The sequence below is a fragment of the Cytobacillus praedii genome, from assembly GCF_001439605.1.
GTDB lineage: Bacteria > Bacillota > Bacilli > Bacillales > Cytobacillaceae > Cytobacillus > Cytobacillus praedii.
In genome coordinates this window covers 931-20,490 of sequence record NZ_LMBX01000003.1, presented here as the reverse complement: position 1 = coordinate 20,490, position 19,560 = coordinate 931, and the positions used below count along the sequence as shown (strand labels likewise).

Here is a 19,560-nt window from a genome sequence, read left to right as displayed (position 1 = left end):
CCGAGTAATTTCATCAACAAAATAAGGAATTTATTTTTTCGACTATTACATCATTGTATGCTATCTTTTACTTGAGATTTCCTTTAGAAAAAAGATTGGACTGATAAACATGCTGAAACAATTAATGATTGGAATCATTCGCTTTTATCAAATTGTCATATCCCCGCTAAAACCTCCAACATGCCGATTCTACCCAACCTGCTCTCATTATGGGTTAGAATCAGTGAAACGCTTTGGGGCACTTAAAGGAGGATGGCTAGCCATTAAAAGAATTGTAAAATGTCATCCGTTTCATCCCGGTGGTTTTGATCCAGTACCGGAAAAAGCATTAAAGAAAAAAGATGATTAGTTATCGTATCCATTGACTACTAAATCTAATTTCCCCGTACTAGGATGAATGACTAATCCATGAACAGGGACATCGTTTGGTATAAGCGGATGCTTTTTCACCATAGAAACGCTATGGGCAACACTCTCTTCCACGTTATCAAAGCCTTTAAGCCATTCTCTAACATCCACGCCTGAATACGTAATTGTATCTAATGCTGCTTCAGATTTTCCCCTTTTTCTCATATGCTCCATAATGCCATCTGGCTTCATTCCGCTCATTCCGCAATCATGGTGACCAATGATTAATACTTCATCAGCCTGAAGCTCATAAACAGCTACAAGCAAACTCCTCATAATACTTCCAAACGGATGTGTTACAAGTGCTCCAGCATTTTTGATAAGCTTTATATCTCCATTCTTTACATTCAAAGCTCTTGGCAGAAGCTCTACTAAACGTGTATCCATGCAAGTAAGCACAACCATTCGTTTATTAGGCAGCTTTGTTGTGGCAAATTCTTCGTATTTTTTTTCTGCTACAAATTCAGTGTTAAATTCTAATATTTCATCAAGTAGTTTCATATGCTTTACTCCTTACATATTTTATTCCTACCCTATAAGGATACAAAATACTTTTCATACAAACAAATTTAATACTTGATTTTCATTATTTTTTTTTGTAAAATTACTTTTGGGAATCGTAATGATTACGTATTAAATCAATATTTATAGATAGAAATTATTTTTTTCATCAATAAATCGTAATTAATACGATTTATTGATGGGAGAGGGGAAAATATGAAGAAAACTATATTTGTTATTATCTTGATGATTACTATGCTAATAACTGGATGTACCAATGAATCTAAGGATGAGCAGAAAGACCGCAGTAAACTTTCCGTTTATACAACTGTTTATCCACTGCAGTATTTTACTGACAGAATAGGCGGGGAATATGTTGAGACAAAAACTATTTATCCGCCTGGAGCAGATGAGCATTCATTTGAACCAACACAAAAGGATATGACTAAGCTAGCAGATGCTGATCTGTTTATATTTGTCGGTCTTGGTTTAGAAGGATTCGTAGAAAAAGCTCAAAAAACGCTTAAAAACGAAGATGTAACTATGCTCGGGGCAGGAGAAAATATTCATTTTGACCAAGTTCAATCTCATGAAGAAGAAGAGCATGAGGAGGATCATAGTCATGAAGTTGATGGGCATCATCATGGCGATGTTGACCCGCATGTCTGGATCGATCCAATGTATGCAAAGGATTTAGCAGAAGCTATAAAAACAGCATTAACTGATAAAATGCCTGAACATAAAGATGAATTCGAAGCAAACTATCGTTTGTTGACGGATGAGCTTGACCAATTAAATACAGACTTTGAACAAACCATTCATAATGCGGCACATAAAGAAATCATCGTGTCTCATTCGGCATTCGGCTATTGGGAGCAGCGATACGGCTTACACCAAATTAGTGTTTCGGGCTTAAACTCTGCGAATGAACCAACCCAAAAGGATCTTGAAAAGATCATAGCTGAAGGAAAGAAACATCAGTTAAAATACGTTTTCTTTGAACAAAACGTTAGCTCTAAGCTCACAGAAATTATTAAAAATGAGCTTGGCGCAGAACCGCTCATCCTTCATAATTTATCCGTTTTAACGGATGAAGACATAAGTAATAAGAGTACCTATTTTTCAATTATGGAAGCAAACTTAGACGCATTAAAAACAGCATTAAATAACTAATTACCAGTCCATCCTTCAATTGGAATGAATCCTAAACAGCATTTAGCCACAAGCTAAAATAGGTGGAAAAACACCACCAGCTTTTTTATCGAATCGGTGCAGGAACAAGTTCTGCATAAGAGGAGTGAAGCGAAGTGGCGAAAGATGTATTATGTGAAGTGAATAATTGTACATTCTGGGAAAAAGGGAATAAATGTGGAGCTGAACAAATATACGTTGTCAGCCACAGAGGAGATACAGCAGAAAACAGCCGTGAAACTGACTGTAAAACCTTTGAACCGGAGTATTCTTAACTTTTTAAGAAAAGACAGGATTTGCATATTAATTGCAATCCTGTCTTTTTATTTCCTTCAAATACTGCCGAAGCTCTCTGCGTAAAATTTTCTTAGCTGCAGTTCTTGGAATTTGTTCGATGAAGTAGAATTGTTTTGGCACTTTATATTTAGCTAATTTCTGAAGGCAAAACTCGGTAATTTCATCTTTTTTTAACTCCAGTTTTCCTGAAAGGAAAGCTACAGGCACTTCCCCCCAATTTTCATCTTTCACCCCAATAACACCTGCATCAGCTATGTCTGGATGGGAAATAAGCACTCCCTCAATTTCAGCCGGATATACATTTTCACCACCTGAAATAATTAAGTCAGAACGGCGATCCAGGACGTATAAGAATCCATCTTCATCTAAATACCCAATATCCCCTGTTGAAAGCCAGCCATTAACGATTTTTTTTGATGACTCTTCTTCTCGATTCAAATACCCAATCGTTACATTTGGCCCTTTAACAATAATTTCTCCAGCTGTTTTGTTCCCTGCTTCCTCCCCATTGGAGTCGATAATTTTTAATTGAGAAGGAAAGAGCGGTTTCCCAGCAGAGCCTAATTTACTTAAGCTGTACTCGGGTGAAAGTGTAACGATTTGAGAGGAGGTCTCTGTCATGCCATATGTTTGGAATACTGGAATATCCTTCACCATACAGTTTTCAAGTAATGATTTGGCCGCCGGTCCGCCTCCTAATAGCATACAGCGAAATTCTTTGGGCAGCCTGCTTTCTCCTAGCTCTGCCTCGATACGAATAAGCATCGTGCTCACAACAGACATAATCGTTACTTTTTCACTTTGAATAGTTTTAATTACTTCATTTTCTTTAAAAGTATCTAGTATCACCATTCTCATGCCGTAGACGATACTTCGAATAAGGATCGAATAGCCGCTAATATGAAACATCGGAACAACACATAACCAGCAATCCTTTTCAGATAATCCAAGGTTAAGTGCAGAACCCACCGCGCTCCACCAATGATTTCCGTATGTTTGCAGCACGCCTTTTGGATGTCCAGTCGTTCCAGATGTATACATAACTGTACAAACATCATCAAGGCTGATTTCGTCTGTAATCTTGGGTTCAACGAAATTGGCTGCAAACAACTCTTCTTTTGGAATAACTGTTAATTTAGGCAGTACAACATTTATTTCTTCATACTTTTTGGTAAAGGCTTTCTCCGTAAGTATATGGACGGCCTTTGAATCATTCAATTGCCAGGCAATTTCTTCAGCTGTTAACCGATTATTTAAAATAACGGCTTTTACATCAAGCAACTGAAATGCTAAATAAATAAATGCTGTATCCGCATGATTACTTAATAAAACACCAGCATACTCACCCTTTGCCAGGCCCAGATGGAGTAGTTGACCCGCAATCTGATAAGATTTCTCATATACTTCTTTAAAAGAGTATGTTTCGTTCTTAAACTGAATGGCAGGCCTATCAGGTGTGAGGAAGGCTCTCTTTAATAAAAGATTGGGCATCACTTGATTCGCCATTTGTACACCTCATTTTTCAGTTATTTAACTATTGGTGATTTTTATTTGCAAGCTTGTACTGAATTTAGCAGATAGCATTTTAATTTACAAACTCCCCGATATTTTTTGCAAATGCTGATTTTTATTTACAAGCCTTGATATCTTTCAAAGATAAAAACAGCCTGATGGAATAACCATCAAGCTGCAGTAAAAGTTAATTTTTCATTAAGGGAAACGAGGGAATTGGCCAAAATCAGGCTTGCGCTTTTCTTTGAATGCATCTCGGCCTTCTTTTGCCTCATCTGTTGTATAGTAAAGCAATGTAGCATCTCCAGCAAATTGCTGAATGCCTGCAAGTCCATCTGTATCCGCGTTAAATGCAGCTTTTAGGAAGCGGAGTGCAGTTGGGCTCTTTTCAAGCATTTCTTCACACCATTTAATTGTTTCTTCTTCTACTTGATCAAGAGGAACAACAGTGTTCACAAGACCCATATCTAATGCTTCCTGTGCATTGTACTGACGGCATAAGTACCAAATTTCACGTGCTTTTTTATGTCCGACAATTCTAGCTAAGTAACCAGAACCATAGCCAGCATCAAAGCTGCCAACCTTCGGCCCTGTTTGGCCAAATACAGCATTATCTGCTGCGATTGTTAAATCACAAACGATATGTAATACATGTCCTCCGCCAATTGCATACCCTTTAACCATTGCAACTACTGGCTTTGGAATCACACGGATTAAGCGCTGTAAATCAAGCACATTCAAGCGTGGGATTTGGTCATCCCCTACATAGCCACCATGTCCACGAACAGACTGATCTCCACCTGAACAAAATGCTCTGTCTCCTGCACCTGTTAATACAATGACCCCAACATTTGCATCATCACGTGCATAAGCAAATGCATCAATCAATTCCATAACGGTTCTTGGTGTGAACGCATTATGCTTTTCTGGACGATTGATTGTTATCTTTGCAATCCCATTGTAAGTTTCATAAATAATTTCTTGATACTGTTTTCCAGCAACCCATTCTACTGCTGACATAACGGAATCCTCCTTTGTACGTATCATTTCGTTCTTCCCTCATTTAAAGGTGACTGGAAGTCTGTCCTTTATCATTTGACAAGAATTCATTTACTATTGTACCAAACATTTTTGGTTTCTCCACATGTATTGCATGGCCACAGTCAGAAATCGTTATTCTGCTTGCGTTTTTCATTTTTCCATGCATTCTATCAGCGATCTGGCAAAACTTCTCATCTAGACTTCCTGTAAGCAACAGAACAGGCATGTTGATCTCATTTAGCCTTTTCCACCAGGAAGGCTGAGAACCTGTTCCCATCCCCTTAAGACTGTTAATTAGTCCAATCTGAGAATTTGCTAGGCGCTGTTTTCTAATTTCGGCTTGAATATTTTCGGCAAGTCTCTTTTGTGTGTCAAACAGAGGAATGTTCTCCCAAAAGTTAATAAAGGAAGGGATTCCATTTTCTTGAATTCGTACAGCAAGCTTATCATCTTGAATTCGTCTTGCTGCCCGCTGATCTTCTTCTTCAAGACCAGGAGAAGCGCTCTCTAGAATTAACTTTCCTACCTTATTTGGGTATGTAAGTGCGAATGTTAATGCAAGTCTGCCACCCATTGAATAGCCTAAAATATTGGCTTTTTCAATTCCTGCTTTTTCAAGGATCCAATCAATGTCTCTCGCTGCAGATGTGATCGTATATCTAGATATATCAGCAGGAGCACCTGTTTTCCCATGACCAACAATATCTATGGCAAGCACATCCGAATGCCTCTCAAAATGAGGCATTAGTTTTCTCCAGGATACTGCATTTCCTGTAAACCCATGCAGCAAAACTAAAGGGATATTCCCCATTGCTGCTGGTTCTGTCTGCTTATGAGCAGACCCCCATATGTCTACATGATAGGCAAGTCCATTAATGTCAAAATTCATCAGCATTTGCCTTCCAGCAATCGACCTATTTCCCGGGAAACCGCATCCCATAATTCGCGATGCTCCACGATATTCCGGTCTCTATTTGTAGTAACCTCTGTGACTCTTAAACCGGTCATTTCGGAGTGAAGAACAGCTGAAAAATGGGACCAATCAGAAATCAATTCATACTGTCCCCCGTACATTTTGACTACATGCTCAAATTGTAAATCTAATGGGGTTCCAAACAATTTTTCAAAGTTTTTTGGATGGCTAGCTTGTGGAAGAAATGAAAAAATCCCTCCACCATTATTATTAATTAGGAGAATATGAATATTGATGCCAAACTGCTTTGCAGCAATTAACCCATTTAAATCATGGAAAAAAGTTAAATCCCCTAGAACTAAATAAAGTGGCTGAGAACATGTTCCTGCACCTAAAGCCGTGGAAATGACCCCATCAATTCCATTTGCTCCTCGATTTGCCATAATTCGAATCGACTTGTTATTAAAATGGAAAAAGGTGTCTAAATCACGTATAGGCATACTATTGCCAACAAATAAGGTCGCTCCATCAGGAAGCATCTCAGCTATCTGATAGAATAGCTTGCCTTCACTTAAGACGTCCAATTCGCTAATAGCTGCTAATTGACTGCGTGTTAATTGATTGATTTCTTCCCACTGTGCAAAATAGCTTGTATCTTCAGACTGACTAATGAAAGGAATGACTGCTGTGCAAAACAAAGATTCCTCGCAATAGATCATTTCAGAGGATACCATGCCCGGATCACGCCATCCGCCACCACCATCCACTACAAATTGCTGGACATCATGGTTTTCCTTGAGGAAAATCGTTAGCGGCTTAGACACTGGCATTGTACCAAACCGGATAATAAGATCCGGCTTTAAATGATTCTTCGCATCCTCGTTCTTTAAAAAGGTGTCGTATGTATCAATAATATAAGTTCCATCATGTTTTCCACTCCTCAATTGGGAGAGTGGATCAGCAAGAATGGGAAACCGCAGCTTCTTTGCTAGTTTTGTTACAGCTTCTGCAAATCGATCAGATTCAATCGATCCGCAAACGATGATTCCTTTTTTATAAGCACTGATGCTTTCTGCTAATTCTTCGTATTGCCCGTCGCTTAAAGCTAAATCACCCGATTGAATCCTCACATAACCATTAGAACGCTCTAACGGTTCAAATAAATCTTTTCGGTCCAATTGCGGGATTAATGGCTCCCTAAACGGAAAATTCAGGTGCACAGGCCCAGCTGGGGAACGTTGTGCAGTACTTGCAGCTCTTGCACAAACTGTTCTTGCATATCGAATGATTTCTGTAGATTTTTCCGGCAATGCCATTTCGACAAACCATTTTACATGACTGCCATATAAATGAATTTGATTAATTGCTTGTGGAGCCCCAACATCCCTTAATTCATGCGGACGATCAGCAGTCAAAACAATCAAAGGCACTCTAGCAATATTTGCCTCTACAATAGCAGGAAAATAATTTGCAGCAGCTGTTCCTGAAGTACATAAAATCGCAACTGGTTTTCTTGAAGCCTTTGCGATGCCTAATGCAAAAAAGGCAGCTGAACGTTCGTCTACATGAATATGTAAACGAAGTTCAGGATGTTCTGCCATTACCATTGCCATCGGGGTAGATCTAGAACCAGGGCTTACAACTACGTCCTCTACCCCATTCTTATATAATTCGGATACAAATGCTGCAATATAAGAGGTTAAAGCTTCTTGATGATTCATTGATTACTCCCCCCAAGTGCCGTTAGCATCGGTCGAAATTTAATCTTCGTTTCTATATATTCACTCTCTGGGTTGGAATCCTCAACAACACCACAGCCTGCAAAAAGCGAAGCCTCGTCTCCTTGAATAAGTCCCGATCTGATCGATACTGCGAATTCCCCATTTCCTTTATAGTCCACCCAGCCTAATGGGGCACCATAAAAGCCACGATCCAGTTCCTCCACTTCCCGTATCTTCTCGACAGCTTTCTCTTTCGGCAGTCCTCCCAAGGCAGGTGTTGGATGCAATCGGTCAACTAATAAAAGCAAGGATGTATCTTTTTTTGCCTTTCCCGTTACCGGGGTATAAAGATGCTGAATATCTCTCGTTTTCAGCAGCTGAGTCTTACTTGGCATAGTGACTTCATCACATACCTCTTCCATTGCCTCTTTTATCATGCGTACAACATATTCATGCTCAATGATATTTTTTGGATCTGCTAACAATGTATCACCCAATAAGCGATCTTCCTCATCTGTCTTCCCTCTTGCTATTGACCCTGCGAGACAGGTGGTGAAAAAGCTTGACCCACTTTTTTTCACAAGACGTTCAGGCGAAGCACCGATAAAGCAATCCCCATTCGATTCAAATGCAAAAATAAAGCTTTCCCGCTGAAGTTTAAATAAATTCATCAGAACTTGTTCTAACTGAATCGATTGGCTGAAATGCAATCTTGTTTCTCTTGCAAGGACAACTTTATTTAACTCTCCTTGTTTCAGTTCATTTACAACCGCTGCTACGGTATCCTTCCATTGGTCAGGATTGATTTCATTTTCATTTATTAGTTCATATTTTTCTTGATATGTGTCAGCCGCAAGTGCTGTAAATATGGTTCTTCTTTCCTTTTGTACTGCTTCTGCAAGAGAAAGGTCATCATGCTGTGTACATACAATATTCGTTGTAAAAAAGGAGCGTCCATTTATTTCACTGTACATAAATTTTGGAATATGAAATAGAGAGTCTGAATACTTAGACCACAGCTTTGTTTTCTCTTTGTATGGATCAAATGAAAAGCCTCCGAACATTAAAGGTCCAATTCCATTTAGGTGGAATGGATTATTTATAATCCCATCTTTAATAAAGTTTTTCCATTCTTCTTCCACAAGAAAAAAGCGGTCAGCCGCCTGATCCGATTGAATTTGCTTGCATATTCCAAGGCCGATAATAAAAGTTTCATCGGCTGGGTCTTTCCAGAAAAAACGCTCCCCTAAAAAAGGCTCGTGTCCTGCTGCGAAAAAAGTAAGAGGTTCTATATGATTAATTTCCTGCACTTCACTTACTAAAACTGGTTTAGATAAGGCCTTTGCCCTCTCAATCGCTTTCAGGATTCCTTCTTTTAGTTCCGTTTCTTGTATCGTAACCAAAAAAATCCCTCCAACAACAGCTTATAGCTGTTATCCATCGTCTAAGCTAATTTTAACATACACTTCTTATCATTCAAATGTCAATGATCGTACTCACTCAGGACTGTTTTTCTCTTATATAAAAAACTAAAAAATCAGTGCAAAAAAACACCCCCCTTTCCAGTGAGGCCAACTTTCAAAATGGACCAAACTCGCATCTTCATTTTGACAGAAGCAGGGGTTGTTCGATATAATAAATAGGTTTGATAAAGATAAAATTAGTTACTTAAATATAGATGACAAGGGGAGAGTTAGATGCAACCACAGACGCATACAAATGTTCAGCCTTCTAATTCGAAGAAAACCTGGAAGGTTTGGTGGCAGCAAACGAGACCACACACACTAACCGCATCTTTCGTACCTGTCTTGCTTGGAACAGCATTAGCTATGTACGAAACAGATCTTCATTTTGGATTATTTTTTGCGATGTTACTTGCAAGCTTACTTATTCAAGCTGCAACAAATATGTTTAATGAATACTATGATTATGTAAGAGGACTGGATACGGAAGATTCACACGGAATTGGCGGGGCGATTGTCCGTGAAGGCATCAAACCTAAAACCATTCTGAATGTAGCCCTTTCTCTTTACGGTATTGCTCTTTTATTAGGAATTTATATTTGCAACAGCAGCAGCTGGTGGCTTGCACTTGTTGGCCTCTTCTGTATGCTAATTGGTTATTTATATACAGGCGGTCCACTGCCAATCGCCCATACACCTTTTGGTGAAATCGTATCCGGATTCTTTATGGGAATGATTATTATCTTAATATCTTTCTTTATTCAAACTGGTACCGTCACTTCTATAAGTGTTTTAGTATCGATCCCGATTTTTATTCTTGTTGGGGCCATCATGCTTTCCAACAATATCCGAGATTTAGATGGTGACAAGGAGTTTGGCCGGAAAACACTAGCTATTTTAATTGGCAGAAAAGCGGCTATTAAATTACTTGCTGGAATGTTTATTGTTTCCTATGCATGGGTTTTCATCCTAATTGCATTAAATATTATCTCTCCATGGCTTGCTATCGTTGTGCTAAGTGCACCTAAAGCGATTAAAGCAACAAAAGGATTTATCGGAAAAACCATTCCAATCCAAATGATGCCTGCCATGAAAGCAACAGCACAAACGAATACAATCTTCGGATTCTTATTATCTATTGGTCTTTTTATTGGTTATTTCATCTAAAAACAGGAAAGCCTTTGCTGTCAAGCAAAGGCTTTTTTCTTTCCTTCATGAATTTACCATTAACGTTCATACTAAAACTTATACGTCACTTTCACCCTGTAAGCGAGTAAATTATGTTTAAAGCCTATCAGGAGAACCAATACATGGAAGCATAGCGTAATATTTTCTGTAATACCGAATACACTGCCCTTCAAAAAGCTGTTCTATTTGAACCAGCCTATAAGTCCATAAATGACCCTAATCATAAGGTTTTTAAAAACGTATCAATCAATATTGGTCTTGCCTTAAAACAGCATAAACATTTTGTTAGTATTCTAGAAAGATTCTGCTTCCGCCAGACAGAGGATACGAGGTCGTCGAAGCAGAAATCACAAAATCCGGCGGGGCATTTCTCTGGGTGTACATTGCCTCTGTATAGAAGTTAATCATTTGGATTTATGTTCCAGATATCTTCTGCATATTCCTTAATCGTTCGATCACTAGAAAAATAGCCAGATCCTGCGATATTCAATAAGCTCATTTTTTGCCAATGATATAGATCTTCATACGCTTTGCCTGCTTGATTTTGTATCGCCACATAAGAATCAAAGTCCCTTAGGACAAAATATTGATCATTTTCTATGAGGAGAGAATCAAAAATCGGTTCAAACTCATTCTCTAAGTCTGGAAAAAAACCGCTTGTTAGCTGATCCATTACCTTACGGATTCTCTTATCATGAAAGTAATATTCCATTGAATGATAGCCGCCATTTTGATCATAATTTAATACTTGCTCTGCTGTGAGTCCAAAAATAAAAATATTGTCTGCTCCAGCCTTTTCCCTCATTTCAATATTGGCTCCGTCAAGTGTCCCTACGGTAATCGCCCCATTCATCATAAACTTCATATTCCCAGTTCCAGAGGCTTCTTTGCTAGCCGTTGATATTTGCTCACTTATATCTGCAGCGGGGAAAATTTCTTCCGCAAGAGATACTCGATAATTTTCAAGGAAAACAACCTTCAGCAATTCATTTGTATGAACATCCTTATTTACCTTATCTGCTACTGTATGAATCAACTTAATAATTTTCTTCGCATAATAATAGCCTGGAGACGCCTTCGCACCAAAAATAAACGTGCGTGGGTGCATTTGAAAGCTTGAATCTTCCTTTAGCCGATTATACAAATACATCACATGCAGAATATTCAAAAGCTGTCTTTTGTAAGCGTGCAGACGCTTCACCTGAATATCAAATATCGATTCAGTATTGACAGTCATTCCCGTTTGAAGCGCAATCCTATCAGCAAGCCTTCGTTTATTTTCCTGTTTAACTTTTGAAAGCTGCTCAAGAAATGGGAAATCCTCCTTGAATTGCGCCAGCCTACATAAATACGCAGGTTCACGAATCCAGTTATCTCCTATTCCTTCGGTAATTAATTTTGCAAGGGGAGGATTTGCCTTTAATAGCCATCTTCTATGGGCAATTCCATTTGTTTTATTGTTGAATTTCTCCGGGAAGATACGATAGAAATTGTTCATTTCTCTTATTTTTAAAATTTCTGTATGAAGTGCGGCTACCCCATTGACACTATAACTGCCTACAAGTGCTAGATGGGCCATTTTAATCTCCTGGTGAGCGATAATAGCCATATGCTCAATATGCTGCCAGTCGCCTGGATACTGATCCCAGAGCCTATGGCAAAAGCGTTCATTGATTTCTTCTACAATCATGAAGATACGCGGCAATAATGGCTGGAAAATTCGGACGGGCCATTTTTCAAGCGCCTCTGATAAAGTTGTATGATTTGTATAAGAAATCGTATTGACAGTGATATCCCACGCATCATCCCAGCTCATGCCTTCCTCATCAAGCAAAATCCTCATCAGCTCAGGTATAGCCAGCACTGGATGTGTATCATTTATATGAATTGCTATATGTTGGGGAAGGGAATATAAGTCGCCTCGAAAGGACCGAATAATCGACCGGACACTTGCAGAAACAAGAAAATACTGCTGCTTTAACCGCAGGATTTTTCCATTATCATGTGTATCATCTGGATATAGAAATTCTGATACTGACTCGGTTTCACGCTTATATGTTAGAATATCCTGATGAATTGGATAAGGAGAAGGCTCTGCATTCCATAGCCTGAGCGTATTTACTGTTTCCGTTTGAAACCCTGCAATTGGCAGATCATATGGCACAGCTGTAACCATTTCTGTATGTTCATGGCGAAATACCAATTTCCCATTTTCCATCTTTGTTTCAACATTTCCCCAAAACGGAACCTCAATCGCTAAATCTGCTCGTCTTACTTCCCATACATGCCCATGCCGAAGCCACTGTTCTGGAAGCTCAACCTGATAGCCATCAACAATTTTCTGCTCAAACAACCCATGCTTATATCGGATTCCACAGCCATGCCCTGGAAAATTTAAAGACGCTAGCGAGTCCATGAAGCAAGCTGCAAGTCTCCCAAGTCCTCCATTTCCAAGACCGGCATCAGGTTCAATTTCTTCAAGTTCATACAGGTCTATTCCTAAATCCTCGAGCCCTTTCTTGACCACATCCACAATGCCCAAATTTAATAAATTATGATGGAGCAGCCGTCCAAGCAGAAATTCAATAGATAAGTAATAAACTTGCTTTTGCCTCGCCGATCGATAACGTTCATTCGTATTGATCCAATTCGTGCTAACATACTCTCTGACCATATTGCCAAGTGTAAAGTAATGATCCCGTTTTGTACTCTCACCAAAGCTTTTCCCAAACATCATCTCAAGCTTTTTCAGGAAATTCTCCTTGAACTCCTCTTTATTTGTAAACATAACTCCCACTCCTTGAGACGAGCTCCGAATAGAGTGAAACTTCAATCAGTGGGATTTTTCTTCATCCCCACTGATTGTAAGTTGAACTTATCGGGCCTTTAAGAGCTGTTAGATCACCCTTTTGGAATTTCTCCTTCAACCATTAAGAATCATACAGTCCTTTAATCTGCAATAAAGGTGTTTATACTTTACTGCCGATTGCGCCCAGCTGTAATCCATTGCCATCGCATTTTGCACAATGTTTATCCAGCATGCATCATCCCGATAAAAACTTAGTGCCCTCTCAATCGTGAAAAGCATATCATGAGCATTATACTGACTGAATGAGAAGCCGTTTCCTTGCCCGCTTAGTTCATTAAAAGAATTGACCGTATCATTTAATCCACCTGTTTCTCTTACAATCGGAACCGTTCCATACCTCATAGCAATCATCTGGCCAAGCCCGCAAGGCTCAAACCGCGATGGCATAAGAAATAAATCAGCACCTGCATATACTTCATGTGCAAGTCCTTCGTCAAAGCCGATGTAAGCTTTACACTTATTAGGATATGCTGCTTCCATTTGCCGAAAAAAATGCTCATATTCATCGTCACCAGAACCAAGAATGATGAATTGAATGTCTTCCGCTATCAATTCATGAAACACATGCTTTACAAGATCGATTCCTTTTTGCTCTGTAAGCCTTGTTACCATTGCAATAATTGGCGTTTTAGCTTTAATTGGCAAGCCCAATCGTTCCTGCAAATGCTCTTTATTCACTCGTTTATTTGTTAGGGCTTTCCAACTGTAATTTTTAAATAGAGACGGGTCTTTTTCTGGATTATATAGCTCCATATCAATTCCATTTAGAATCCCCACTAAATCACATGACCTGCTCTGCAATAACTCATGAAGCTTTTCCCCATATACACTCGTTTGAATCTCACTTTTATATGTAGGGCTAACCGTTGTGATCTTATCTGCAGCAACGATTGCTCCCTTCATAAAACTAATACATCCATAAAACTCCAAATAATCTACATGATCATATTTTTCTTGTAACCCAAATAGTTCTCTAAGTGACTCTCTTGGCATGATCCCCTGAAATAGCAAATTATGAATCGTAAATACAGTTTGAATAAGTTCATATCCTTTCTTCTCTTGGTACTCCATTCTTAACAGAAAAGGAATCATTCCTGTATGCCAGTCATGGCAATGAATAATATCCGGCTGAAAATCAATATGTGAAAGTGAATCTAATACAGCCTTGCAAAAAAAGGCGAACCGTTCGCCATCATCAAAATAGCCGTATAATTCTTCACGCATAAAATAAAACTCATTGTCCACAAAGTAGTAGGTAACCCCATGGAATTCCAATTCTTCAATTCCGCAATATTGTTTTCTCCATCCAACTTCTACCGTGTATTCAGCCTTCTTTTGCATACGTGCCTTTATGTTAGTTTCTATTGAACCGTATTTAGGCATTATGACCCTTAGGTCTACTCCTTGCCTTACTAACTCCCTTGGCAATGCCCCCGCCACATCTGCAAGCCCGCCAGACTTTGCAAAAGGAACACATTCAGAAACGGCAAACAATAGTTTCATATATTCATCAGCGCCCCTTGACCAGTACCTTTGCGAATCACATAGGGTGACGTGTTCGAGCCTGTCATAACCGTTCCTGTTTCAATTCTGACGTCCTTATCAATAATCACCGAGTCCACTACACAATGATCGCCAATCTGGCTCTTCTGCATAATAATACTGTTTTTCACTACTGCTCCTCTGCCTATTTTGACCGCGCGCGCTATAATACTATTTTCGACAACCCCTTCAATTTGACACCCATTGGCAATGATTGAATGATGGACAGATGCTCCTTTTAAATAGCGGGTTGGCGGTTCATCCTTTACTTTTGTCAAAATCGGGTGATCCTTTTGAAATAGCTTATTCCAAACTTCTGGGGTAAGGAGCTCCATACTTGCAGCAAAATAAGACTTTATTGAATCAATCATGGCAGCATATCCATGATAATCATAACGGCATATTCGATACGTGTGATAAATATCTGTGACTACATCACTCATGCAGGTATATCCTGTCTTTTCCCTAGTCTGAATAAGGTCAATAAGGAATGAAGTTTTAACTAGATACATTTGCATCGACTTTCCTGAGTGATACATTTCCGTAATATCACAGCCGGTTTGGATATGTTTATCCAATACTGGCTTGAAATCCATGTTAGAAACAGTATAGCAATTCGTAATTAATGCATACTCCTGTTTACTGCGTTGGAAGTAATCGATATTCGCTGCAAAATGACTGAAAGATCCGATCCCCCTCCGTATTCCTTCTATAATGGACGATGGGAAAAAGAAGAGACCATCTCTCTTTCTATTTAAATCCCAATCTTTACCCGAACCGAGATGATCCATTAAGGAACGGTATTGAAATTTTGGAAAGATCGCTACACTTTCAATATTGGCATTCACCATGTTCGATAGAACAAAATCGATAAGACGATATCTTCCTGCAAAGGGAATAGCAGCAAGTGACCTATGGATCATTAACTCCTTAAGCCCCTCATGATATGTAGTCGCATCAATTACACCAAGAACCCGTTTATTCAATTTCATTTCCTCCTTATTAGACGCAGTCACCCAAATATCCTAGACAATTCTCTTAATCTGCATAATCTCCTCGAGCATTTCGTCTGTTAGGAGTATAATCTCATCCGATTTCCTTACAGCAATTCCATCTGGTATAACCATATTTGTTGGTATAATGGCATTTTCAATAAAAACATTTTGACCGATATGTGCATTAGGCATAACAACTGTTTCACGTATATATGAGCCTTTGCCAACAGATACACCTTGAAATAAGACAGACCTCTCAATATCCCCCTCTATGATGCATCCTTCATTGATTAAAGACTCTTCTATTTTTGCGTTAGGTGAAATATATTGAGGCGGTTGATTCGGGTTAACAGAATAAATACGCCAGTCATAATCAAATAAGTTCAATTCGCATGTTTCATCCAATAGATCCATATTTGCTTCCCATAAACTTTGTACTGTGCCTACATCCTTCCAATATCCCTTAAACGGATAAGCAACTAGCCTTCTATTTTCCTTTAACAGCATCGGAATCACATCTTTTCCGAAATCATGACTTGAAGTTGAATTTTCATTATCCTTCTCTAAATATTCTTTTAATACGGTCCAATTAAATATATAGATCCCCATGGAAGCGAGGTTGTTTTGTGGAGAATCAGGTTTCTCTGCAAAATTAACTATTTCCATCTCCTCATTCGTATCCATAATGCCAAACCTGTTTGCTTCCTCCCATGGAACTTCAATAACAGAGATTGAGACATCCGCATCCTTTTTGATATGGTATTCAAGCATACGTTCATAATCCATTTTATAAATATGATCACCTGACAACACCAATACATATTCAGGATCATACTGCATGATAAAATTTAAATTTTGATAAATAGCACTTGCTGTTCCGTTATACCATTTCACTTCAGAAGATTCACTGTACGGCGGAAGAACTGTTACTCCGCCATTTCTTCTATCTAAATCCCATGCGCTTCCAATGCCAATATAGGAATTCAAAACGAGAGGCTGATATTGAGTAAGAACACCGACTGTATCAATACCCGAATTCGTACAATTACTTAAAGTAAAATCGATAATTCGATATTTTCCTCCAAACGGAACCGCAGGCTTAGCTAGATTCTTTGTCAATGAGTGAAGCCGGCTTCCTTTTCCTCCAGCTAATAGCATGGCTACGCACTTTTTCTTGCCCATTTTTCTTTCTCTCCTTTCGTTGATTGACAGGACGTAATATCGATAGGCCAAATGGAGGAATCGTCATTTTCACGGAGAATGGCTTTCCATGGAATTCAATTCTTTCTGTTTGAATCTGGCCCGTATTAATCAAACGAGAACCTCCAAACTTATCATGATCGCTATTAATTATTTCTTGATAGGAGCCTTCTTGGGGTACGCCAATTCGATAATCATGGTAAACTCTTTCAGTAAAATTACAAACAACAACAAGATGCTCCTTTTCCTCTTTCCCCTTCCGGATAAAAGAAAAGATCGATTGCTGATGATTATTTACATCAACCCATTCAAATCCTCTACTTAAAGAATCTAACTCATAAAGCGGTTTAGAACGTTTATATAGTGCAAGCAGCTCTTTTACATAAGCATTTAGCTTTTGATGCATTGGAAAATCAAGCAAGTTCCAATCTAATTGTGATTGATCCTTCCATTCATCGAACTGTCCAAGCTCGAATCCCATGAACAGCAGCTTCTTCCCCGGATGTGCCATCATTAGGCCTAGCAGCAAGCGATATTGGGCAAACTTTTGCCAATAATCACCCGGCATTTTATTCAAAAGAGACTTTTTTCCATGAACGACTTCATCATGTGAAAGTGGAAGAACAAAGTTTTCTGTAAAAGCATATAGCAATGAAAAAGTGATCTTTCCATGAAGATGCTTTCGCTGCTCTGGAGATGCTTCCATATACATAAGAATGTCGTTCATCCACCCCATATTCCATTTGTAATTGAAACCAAGCCCGCCATATTGCACTGGATAAGTTACCCCTGGCCAAGCTGTCGAATCTTCTGCCATAAGCATGAAAGAGGGATCATACGTTATTACCGTTTGATTTAACTTTTTTAAAAATCCGGTCCCATATGGATTGTTCTCCCCATAGCGATTTGGCCAGTAAAGAATATTAGCAACAGCATCAATCCGAAGACCATCAATATGGTAATACTCCATCCAAAATCGTGCATTCGAAATAAGGAAACTCTGAACTTCTTTTTTTCCTAAATTAAAATTTGCTGTTCCCCACACTAAATTTTCTCTGTCCGCATGTGTTTCATATTCATAAAGAGATGAACCATCAAATTGAAATAGCCCATGCTCATCCTTACAAAAGTGACCAGGAACCCAATCTAAGATAACTCCTATGTCATTTAGATGGCATTGATCAATGAAATGCATAAATTCCTTTGGTGTTCCATACCTGCTTGTTACTGAATAGTACCCGGTCCCCTGATAGCCCCATGATTCGTCGAGCGGATGCTCAGTTAAGGGCAATAACTCAATATGAGTGAATCCAAGCTCTTTCACATATGGGATTAATTCCGCTGCTAGCTCCTTATAAGATAAATAGGACTCATACTTACGTTTCCTCCACGAGCCCATATGAACTTCATAGATTGTCATTGGTTCTGTAAGCTGATTTCTTTCCTGCCTTTTCTTTATCCACCCGTGGTCATTCCATTCATAGTCTTCTAACGAGTATACAATTGAGGCAGTTCTTGGCCTAACCTCTGAAAAAAAACTAAATGGGTCAGATTTTAAAATTCTTCTTCCATCTTGAGTAATAACCTCATATTTATATATGCATCCTTCCATATTCTCATTAACATAAATGCTGTAAATCCCTTCTTTATTTACTCTATGTAACTGAAAGCGTTCTCCATTCCACCCATTAAAATTTCCAACTAATCTGACAGATTGAGCATTAGGTGCCCAAACACAAAACCGTGTATATGTTCTTTCATTTTCCTTAATCAAGTGTGCACCAAAGAGACGATAACTCTCATATAATGTTCCCTCATGAAATAAGTGCATTTCATAATCCGTTACAGTATTCATTACACCCCTTCTCCCATAGCTATTTATAGACCTCCATGAATATATTCGTTTGATTATAAAATTACCCTTGTAAATACTTTCTAAATTTATTGACAATAACTGAAAGGAATTGATATATAGTGGGAGGATTCTAACCTATTCTTTTGATTTCGACATAAAATCAACTTACATCAGACAAACTAAGACAAGTGAATTTTCTTGAAAGGCGGAATACTGTGATGAGTAATAAAGAGGAAGAGTACTTAATTAATGAAGCAACTAAAGATGAGATTAAAACACCTCTGTTTGAAGCACCGGATGGAAAAATACTTGCAGTTGGAGATTTATTTAGAGGACCCTCTACCGGCATAAGTTCAGATATCGATTTGAACAATCCTGGAAGAAAGCTAGAAGAACAAGAAGTAAGGTATGATTAGTTATTTGCAGACAAACATATAGATTTTTTAAATATTTTTTGCAGATATTCGTTTTATATCCGGCTTCACATTGAAAGATTCGCATGCATTTCAATTAATTATAGGAGGTGCTGTTATTTATCAAGCAGCCTTTTTATTTTATCTCGCATGTATCTTGATGTATCAAGCAACTTTTTTATCTTATCAAGCATTTGCCGAATTTTATCGAGCGTTTGTCCTTTTTGATAATAGCAGAATTACCTGCCAGACGAAAAAAAAGCTGCCAACTTATAGTTGACAGCTTTTTCTTATGACCCCTACGGGATTCGAACCCGTGTTACCGCCGTGAAAGGGCGGTGTCTTAACCGCTTGACCAAGGGGCCAGCANGATTTGAACCCTCGCGCCGGTTACCCGACCTACACCCTTAGCAGGGGCGCCTCTTCAGCCTCTTGAGTACTTCCCCATATG

The 19,560-nt window shown here is 38.7% G+C and carries 16 protein-coding genes and 1 tRNA gene; 5 read left to right on the top strand and 12 right to left on the bottom strand.

Annotated features, from left to right (window positions below):
- Positions 1-109 precede the first annotated feature (109 nt).
- Positions 110-349 (top strand): membrane protein insertion efficiency factor YidD, encoded by a 240-nt coding sequence (gene yidD, locus ASU02_RS03750; protein WP_057761152.1) that lies wholly within the window; start codon positions 110-112, stop codon positions 347-349.
- On the opposite strand, the gene ASU02_RS03745 is transcribed toward yidD, so the two are convergent.
- Positions 346-909: a beta-class carbonic anhydrase gene (locus ASU02_RS03745; protein WP_057761149.1), complete on the bottom strand. Its 564-nt coding sequence runs from the start codon at positions 907-909 to the stop codon at positions 346-348. The genes yidD and ASU02_RS03745 overlap by 4 nt on opposite strands.
- A gap of 216 nt (positions 910-1,125) precedes the next feature.
- Here ASU02_RS03745 and ASU02_RS03740 point away from each other — a divergent pair, with 216 nt between their 5' ends.
- A complete protein-coding gene (locus tag ASU02_RS03740; protein WP_057761147.1) occupies positions 1,126-2,082 on the top strand; it encodes a metal ABC transporter solute-binding protein, Zn/Mn family in 957 nt (318 codons plus the stop codon).
- A 134-nt stretch (positions 2,083-2,216) separates the two neighbouring features.
- A complete protein-coding gene (locus ASU02_RS25665) occupies positions 2,217-2,375 on the top strand; it encodes a DUF1540 domain-containing protein (protein ID WP_082631690.1) in 159 nt (52 codons plus the stop codon).
- 28 nt (positions 2,376-2,403) lie between these two features.
- On the opposite strand, the gene ASU02_RS03735 is transcribed toward ASU02_RS25665, so the two are convergent.
- The 5 genes from ASU02_RS03735 to ASU02_RS03715 form a co-directional block, all read right to left on the bottom strand.
- A complete protein-coding gene (locus ASU02_RS03735) occupies positions 2,404-3,903 on the bottom strand; it encodes an o-succinylbenzoate--CoA ligase (protein WP_057761145.1) in 1,500 nt (499 codons plus the stop codon).
- Positions 3,904-4,107: 204 nt separating this feature from the next.
- Positions 4,108-4,929 (bottom strand): 1,4-dihydroxy-2-naphthoyl-CoA synthase, encoded by an 822-nt coding sequence (gene menB, locus ASU02_RS03730; protein WP_057761143.1) that lies wholly within the window; start codon positions 4,927-4,929, stop codon positions 4,108-4,110.
- Between the two features lie 43 nt (positions 4,930-4,972).
- Complete coding sequence (menH, locus tag ASU02_RS03725) at positions 4,973-5,839, bottom strand: 2-succinyl-6-hydroxy-2,4-cyclohexadiene-1-carboxylate synthase (RefSeq protein WP_082631689.1); 867 nt, start codon at positions 5,837-5,839, stop codon at positions 4,973-4,975.
- The gene (menD, locus tag ASU02_RS03720; RefSeq protein ID WP_057761141.1) at positions 5,839-7,584 is read right to left on the bottom strand and encodes a 2-succinyl-5-enolpyruvyl-6-hydroxy-3-cyclohexene-1-carboxylic-acid synthase; all 1,746 of its coding nucleotides are present in this window, start codon (positions 7,582-7,584) and stop codon (positions 5,839-5,841) included. The genes menH and menD overlap by 1 nt, the downstream gene beginning before the upstream one ends.
- Positions 7,581-8,987: an isochorismate synthase gene (locus ASU02_RS03715; protein ID WP_057761139.1), complete on the bottom strand. Its 1,407-nt coding sequence runs from the start codon at positions 8,985-8,987 to the stop codon at positions 7,581-7,583. The genes menD and ASU02_RS03715 overlap by 4 nt, the downstream gene beginning before the upstream one ends.
- 294 nt (positions 8,988-9,281) lie before the next feature.
- Here ASU02_RS03715 and ASU02_RS03710 point away from each other — a divergent pair, with 294 nt between their 5' ends.
- On the top strand, positions 9,282-10,214 hold the full coding sequence (locus ASU02_RS03710; protein ID WP_057761137.1) for a 1,4-dihydroxy-2-naphthoate polyprenyltransferase: 933 nt from the start codon (positions 9,282-9,284) through the stop codon (positions 10,212-10,214).
- Positions 10,215-10,635: 421 nt separating this feature from the next.
- On the opposite strand, the gene ASU02_RS03705 is transcribed toward ASU02_RS03710, so the two are convergent.
- From ASU02_RS03705 to glgB, 5 genes are all read right to left on the bottom strand, one after another.
- The gene (locus tag ASU02_RS03705) at positions 10,636-13,023 is read right to left on the bottom strand and encodes a glycogen/starch/alpha-glucan phosphorylase (protein ID WP_057761135.1); all 2,388 of its coding nucleotides are present in this window, start codon (positions 13,021-13,023) and stop codon (positions 10,636-10,638) included.
- A gap of 135 nt (positions 13,024-13,158) precedes the next feature.
- Positions 13,159-14,607 carry a glycogen synthase GlgA gene (gene glgA / locus ASU02_RS03700; protein ID WP_057761133.1) on the bottom strand — a complete coding sequence of 483 codons (1,449 nt, stop codon included), beginning with the start codon at positions 14,605-14,607 and terminating at the stop codon, positions 13,159-13,161.
- The gene (locus ASU02_RS03695) at positions 14,604-15,632 is read right to left on the bottom strand and encodes a GlgC family sugar phosphate nucleotidyltransferase (RefSeq protein ID WP_057761131.1); all 1,029 of its coding nucleotides are present in this window, start codon (positions 15,630-15,632) and stop codon (positions 14,604-14,606) included. Before ASU02_RS03695 ends, glgA begins: the two co-directional genes overlap by 4 nt.
- A gap of 39 nt (positions 15,633-15,671) precedes the next feature.
- Positions 15,672-16,823, bottom strand: a complete 1,152-nt coding sequence (locus ASU02_RS03690) for a glucose-1-phosphate adenylyltransferase (protein WP_057761129.1) — start codon at positions 16,821-16,823, stop codon at positions 15,672-15,674.
- A complete protein-coding gene (gene glgB / locus ASU02_RS03685; RefSeq protein ID WP_057761127.1) occupies positions 16,741-18,696 on the bottom strand; it encodes a 1,4-alpha-glucan branching enzyme in 1,956 nt (651 codons plus the stop codon). The genes ASU02_RS03690 and glgB overlap by 83 nt, the downstream gene beginning before the upstream one ends.
- Positions 18,697-18,914: 218 nt before the next feature.
- On the opposite strand from glgB, the gene ASU02_RS03680 reads away from it, so the two are divergent.
- Positions 18,915-19,112, top strand: a complete 198-nt coding sequence (locus ASU02_RS03680) for a hypothetical protein (protein ID WP_057761125.1) — start codon at positions 18,915-18,917, stop codon at positions 19,110-19,112.
- 290 nt (positions 19,113-19,402) lie between these two features.
- Here ASU02_RS03680 and ASU02_RS03675 read toward each other — a convergent pair.
- A tRNA-Glu gene (locus ASU02_RS03675) sits at positions 19,403-19,474 on the bottom strand.
- Between the last annotated feature and the right edge of the window lie 86 nt (positions 19,475-19,560).

Excerpts from the sequence above, each read along its gene's own strand:
- yidD (WP_057761152.1), top strand. The coding sequence starts at position 110 with ATGCTGAAACAATTAATGATTGGAATCATTCGCTTTTATCAAATTGTC.
- menH (WP_082631689.1), bottom strand. The coding sequence starts at position 5,839 with ATGAATTTTGACATTAATGGACTTGCCTATCATGTAGACATATGGGGG.
- ASU02_RS03680 (WP_057761125.1), top strand. The coding sequence starts at position 18,915 with ATGAGTAATAAAGAGGAAGAGTACTTAATTAATGAAGCAACTAAAGAT.
- glgA (WP_057761133.1), bottom strand. The coding sequence starts at position 14,607 with ATGAAACTATTGTTTGCCGTTTCTGAATGTGTTCCTTTTGCAAAGTCT.
- ASU02_RS03710 (WP_057761137.1), top strand. The coding sequence starts at position 9,282 with ATGCAACCACAGACGCATACAAATGTTCAGCCTTCTAATTCGAAGAAA.
- menD (WP_057761141.1), bottom strand. The coding sequence starts at position 7,584 with ATGAATCATCAAGAAGCTTTAACCTCTTATATTGCAGCATTTGTATCC.
- ASU02_RS03705 (WP_057761135.1), bottom strand. The coding sequence starts at position 13,023 with ATGTTTACAAATAAAGAGGAGTTCAAGGAGAATTTCCTGAAAAAGCTT.
- ASU02_RS03690 (WP_057761129.1), bottom strand. The coding sequence starts at position 16,823 with ATGGGCAAGAAAAAGTGCGTAGCCATGCTATTAGCTGGAGGAAAAGGA.
- ASU02_RS03740 (WP_057761147.1), top strand. The coding sequence starts at position 1,126 with ATGAAGAAAACTATATTTGTTATTATCTTGATGATTACTATGCTAATA.
- glgB (WP_057761127.1), bottom strand. The coding sequence starts at position 18,696 with ATGAATACTGTAACGGATTATGAAATGCACTTATTTCATGAGGGAACA.
- menB (WP_057761143.1), bottom strand. The coding sequence starts at position 4,929 with ATGTCAGCAGTAGAATGGGTTGCTGGAAAACAGTATCAAGAAATTATT.
- ASU02_RS03735 (WP_057761145.1), bottom strand. The coding sequence starts at position 3,903 with ATGGCGAATCAAGTGATGCCCAATCTTTTATTAAAGAGAGCCTTCCTC.
- ASU02_RS03745 (WP_057761149.1), bottom strand. The coding sequence starts at position 909 with ATGAAACTACTTGATGAAATATTAGAATTTAACACTGAATTTGTAGCA.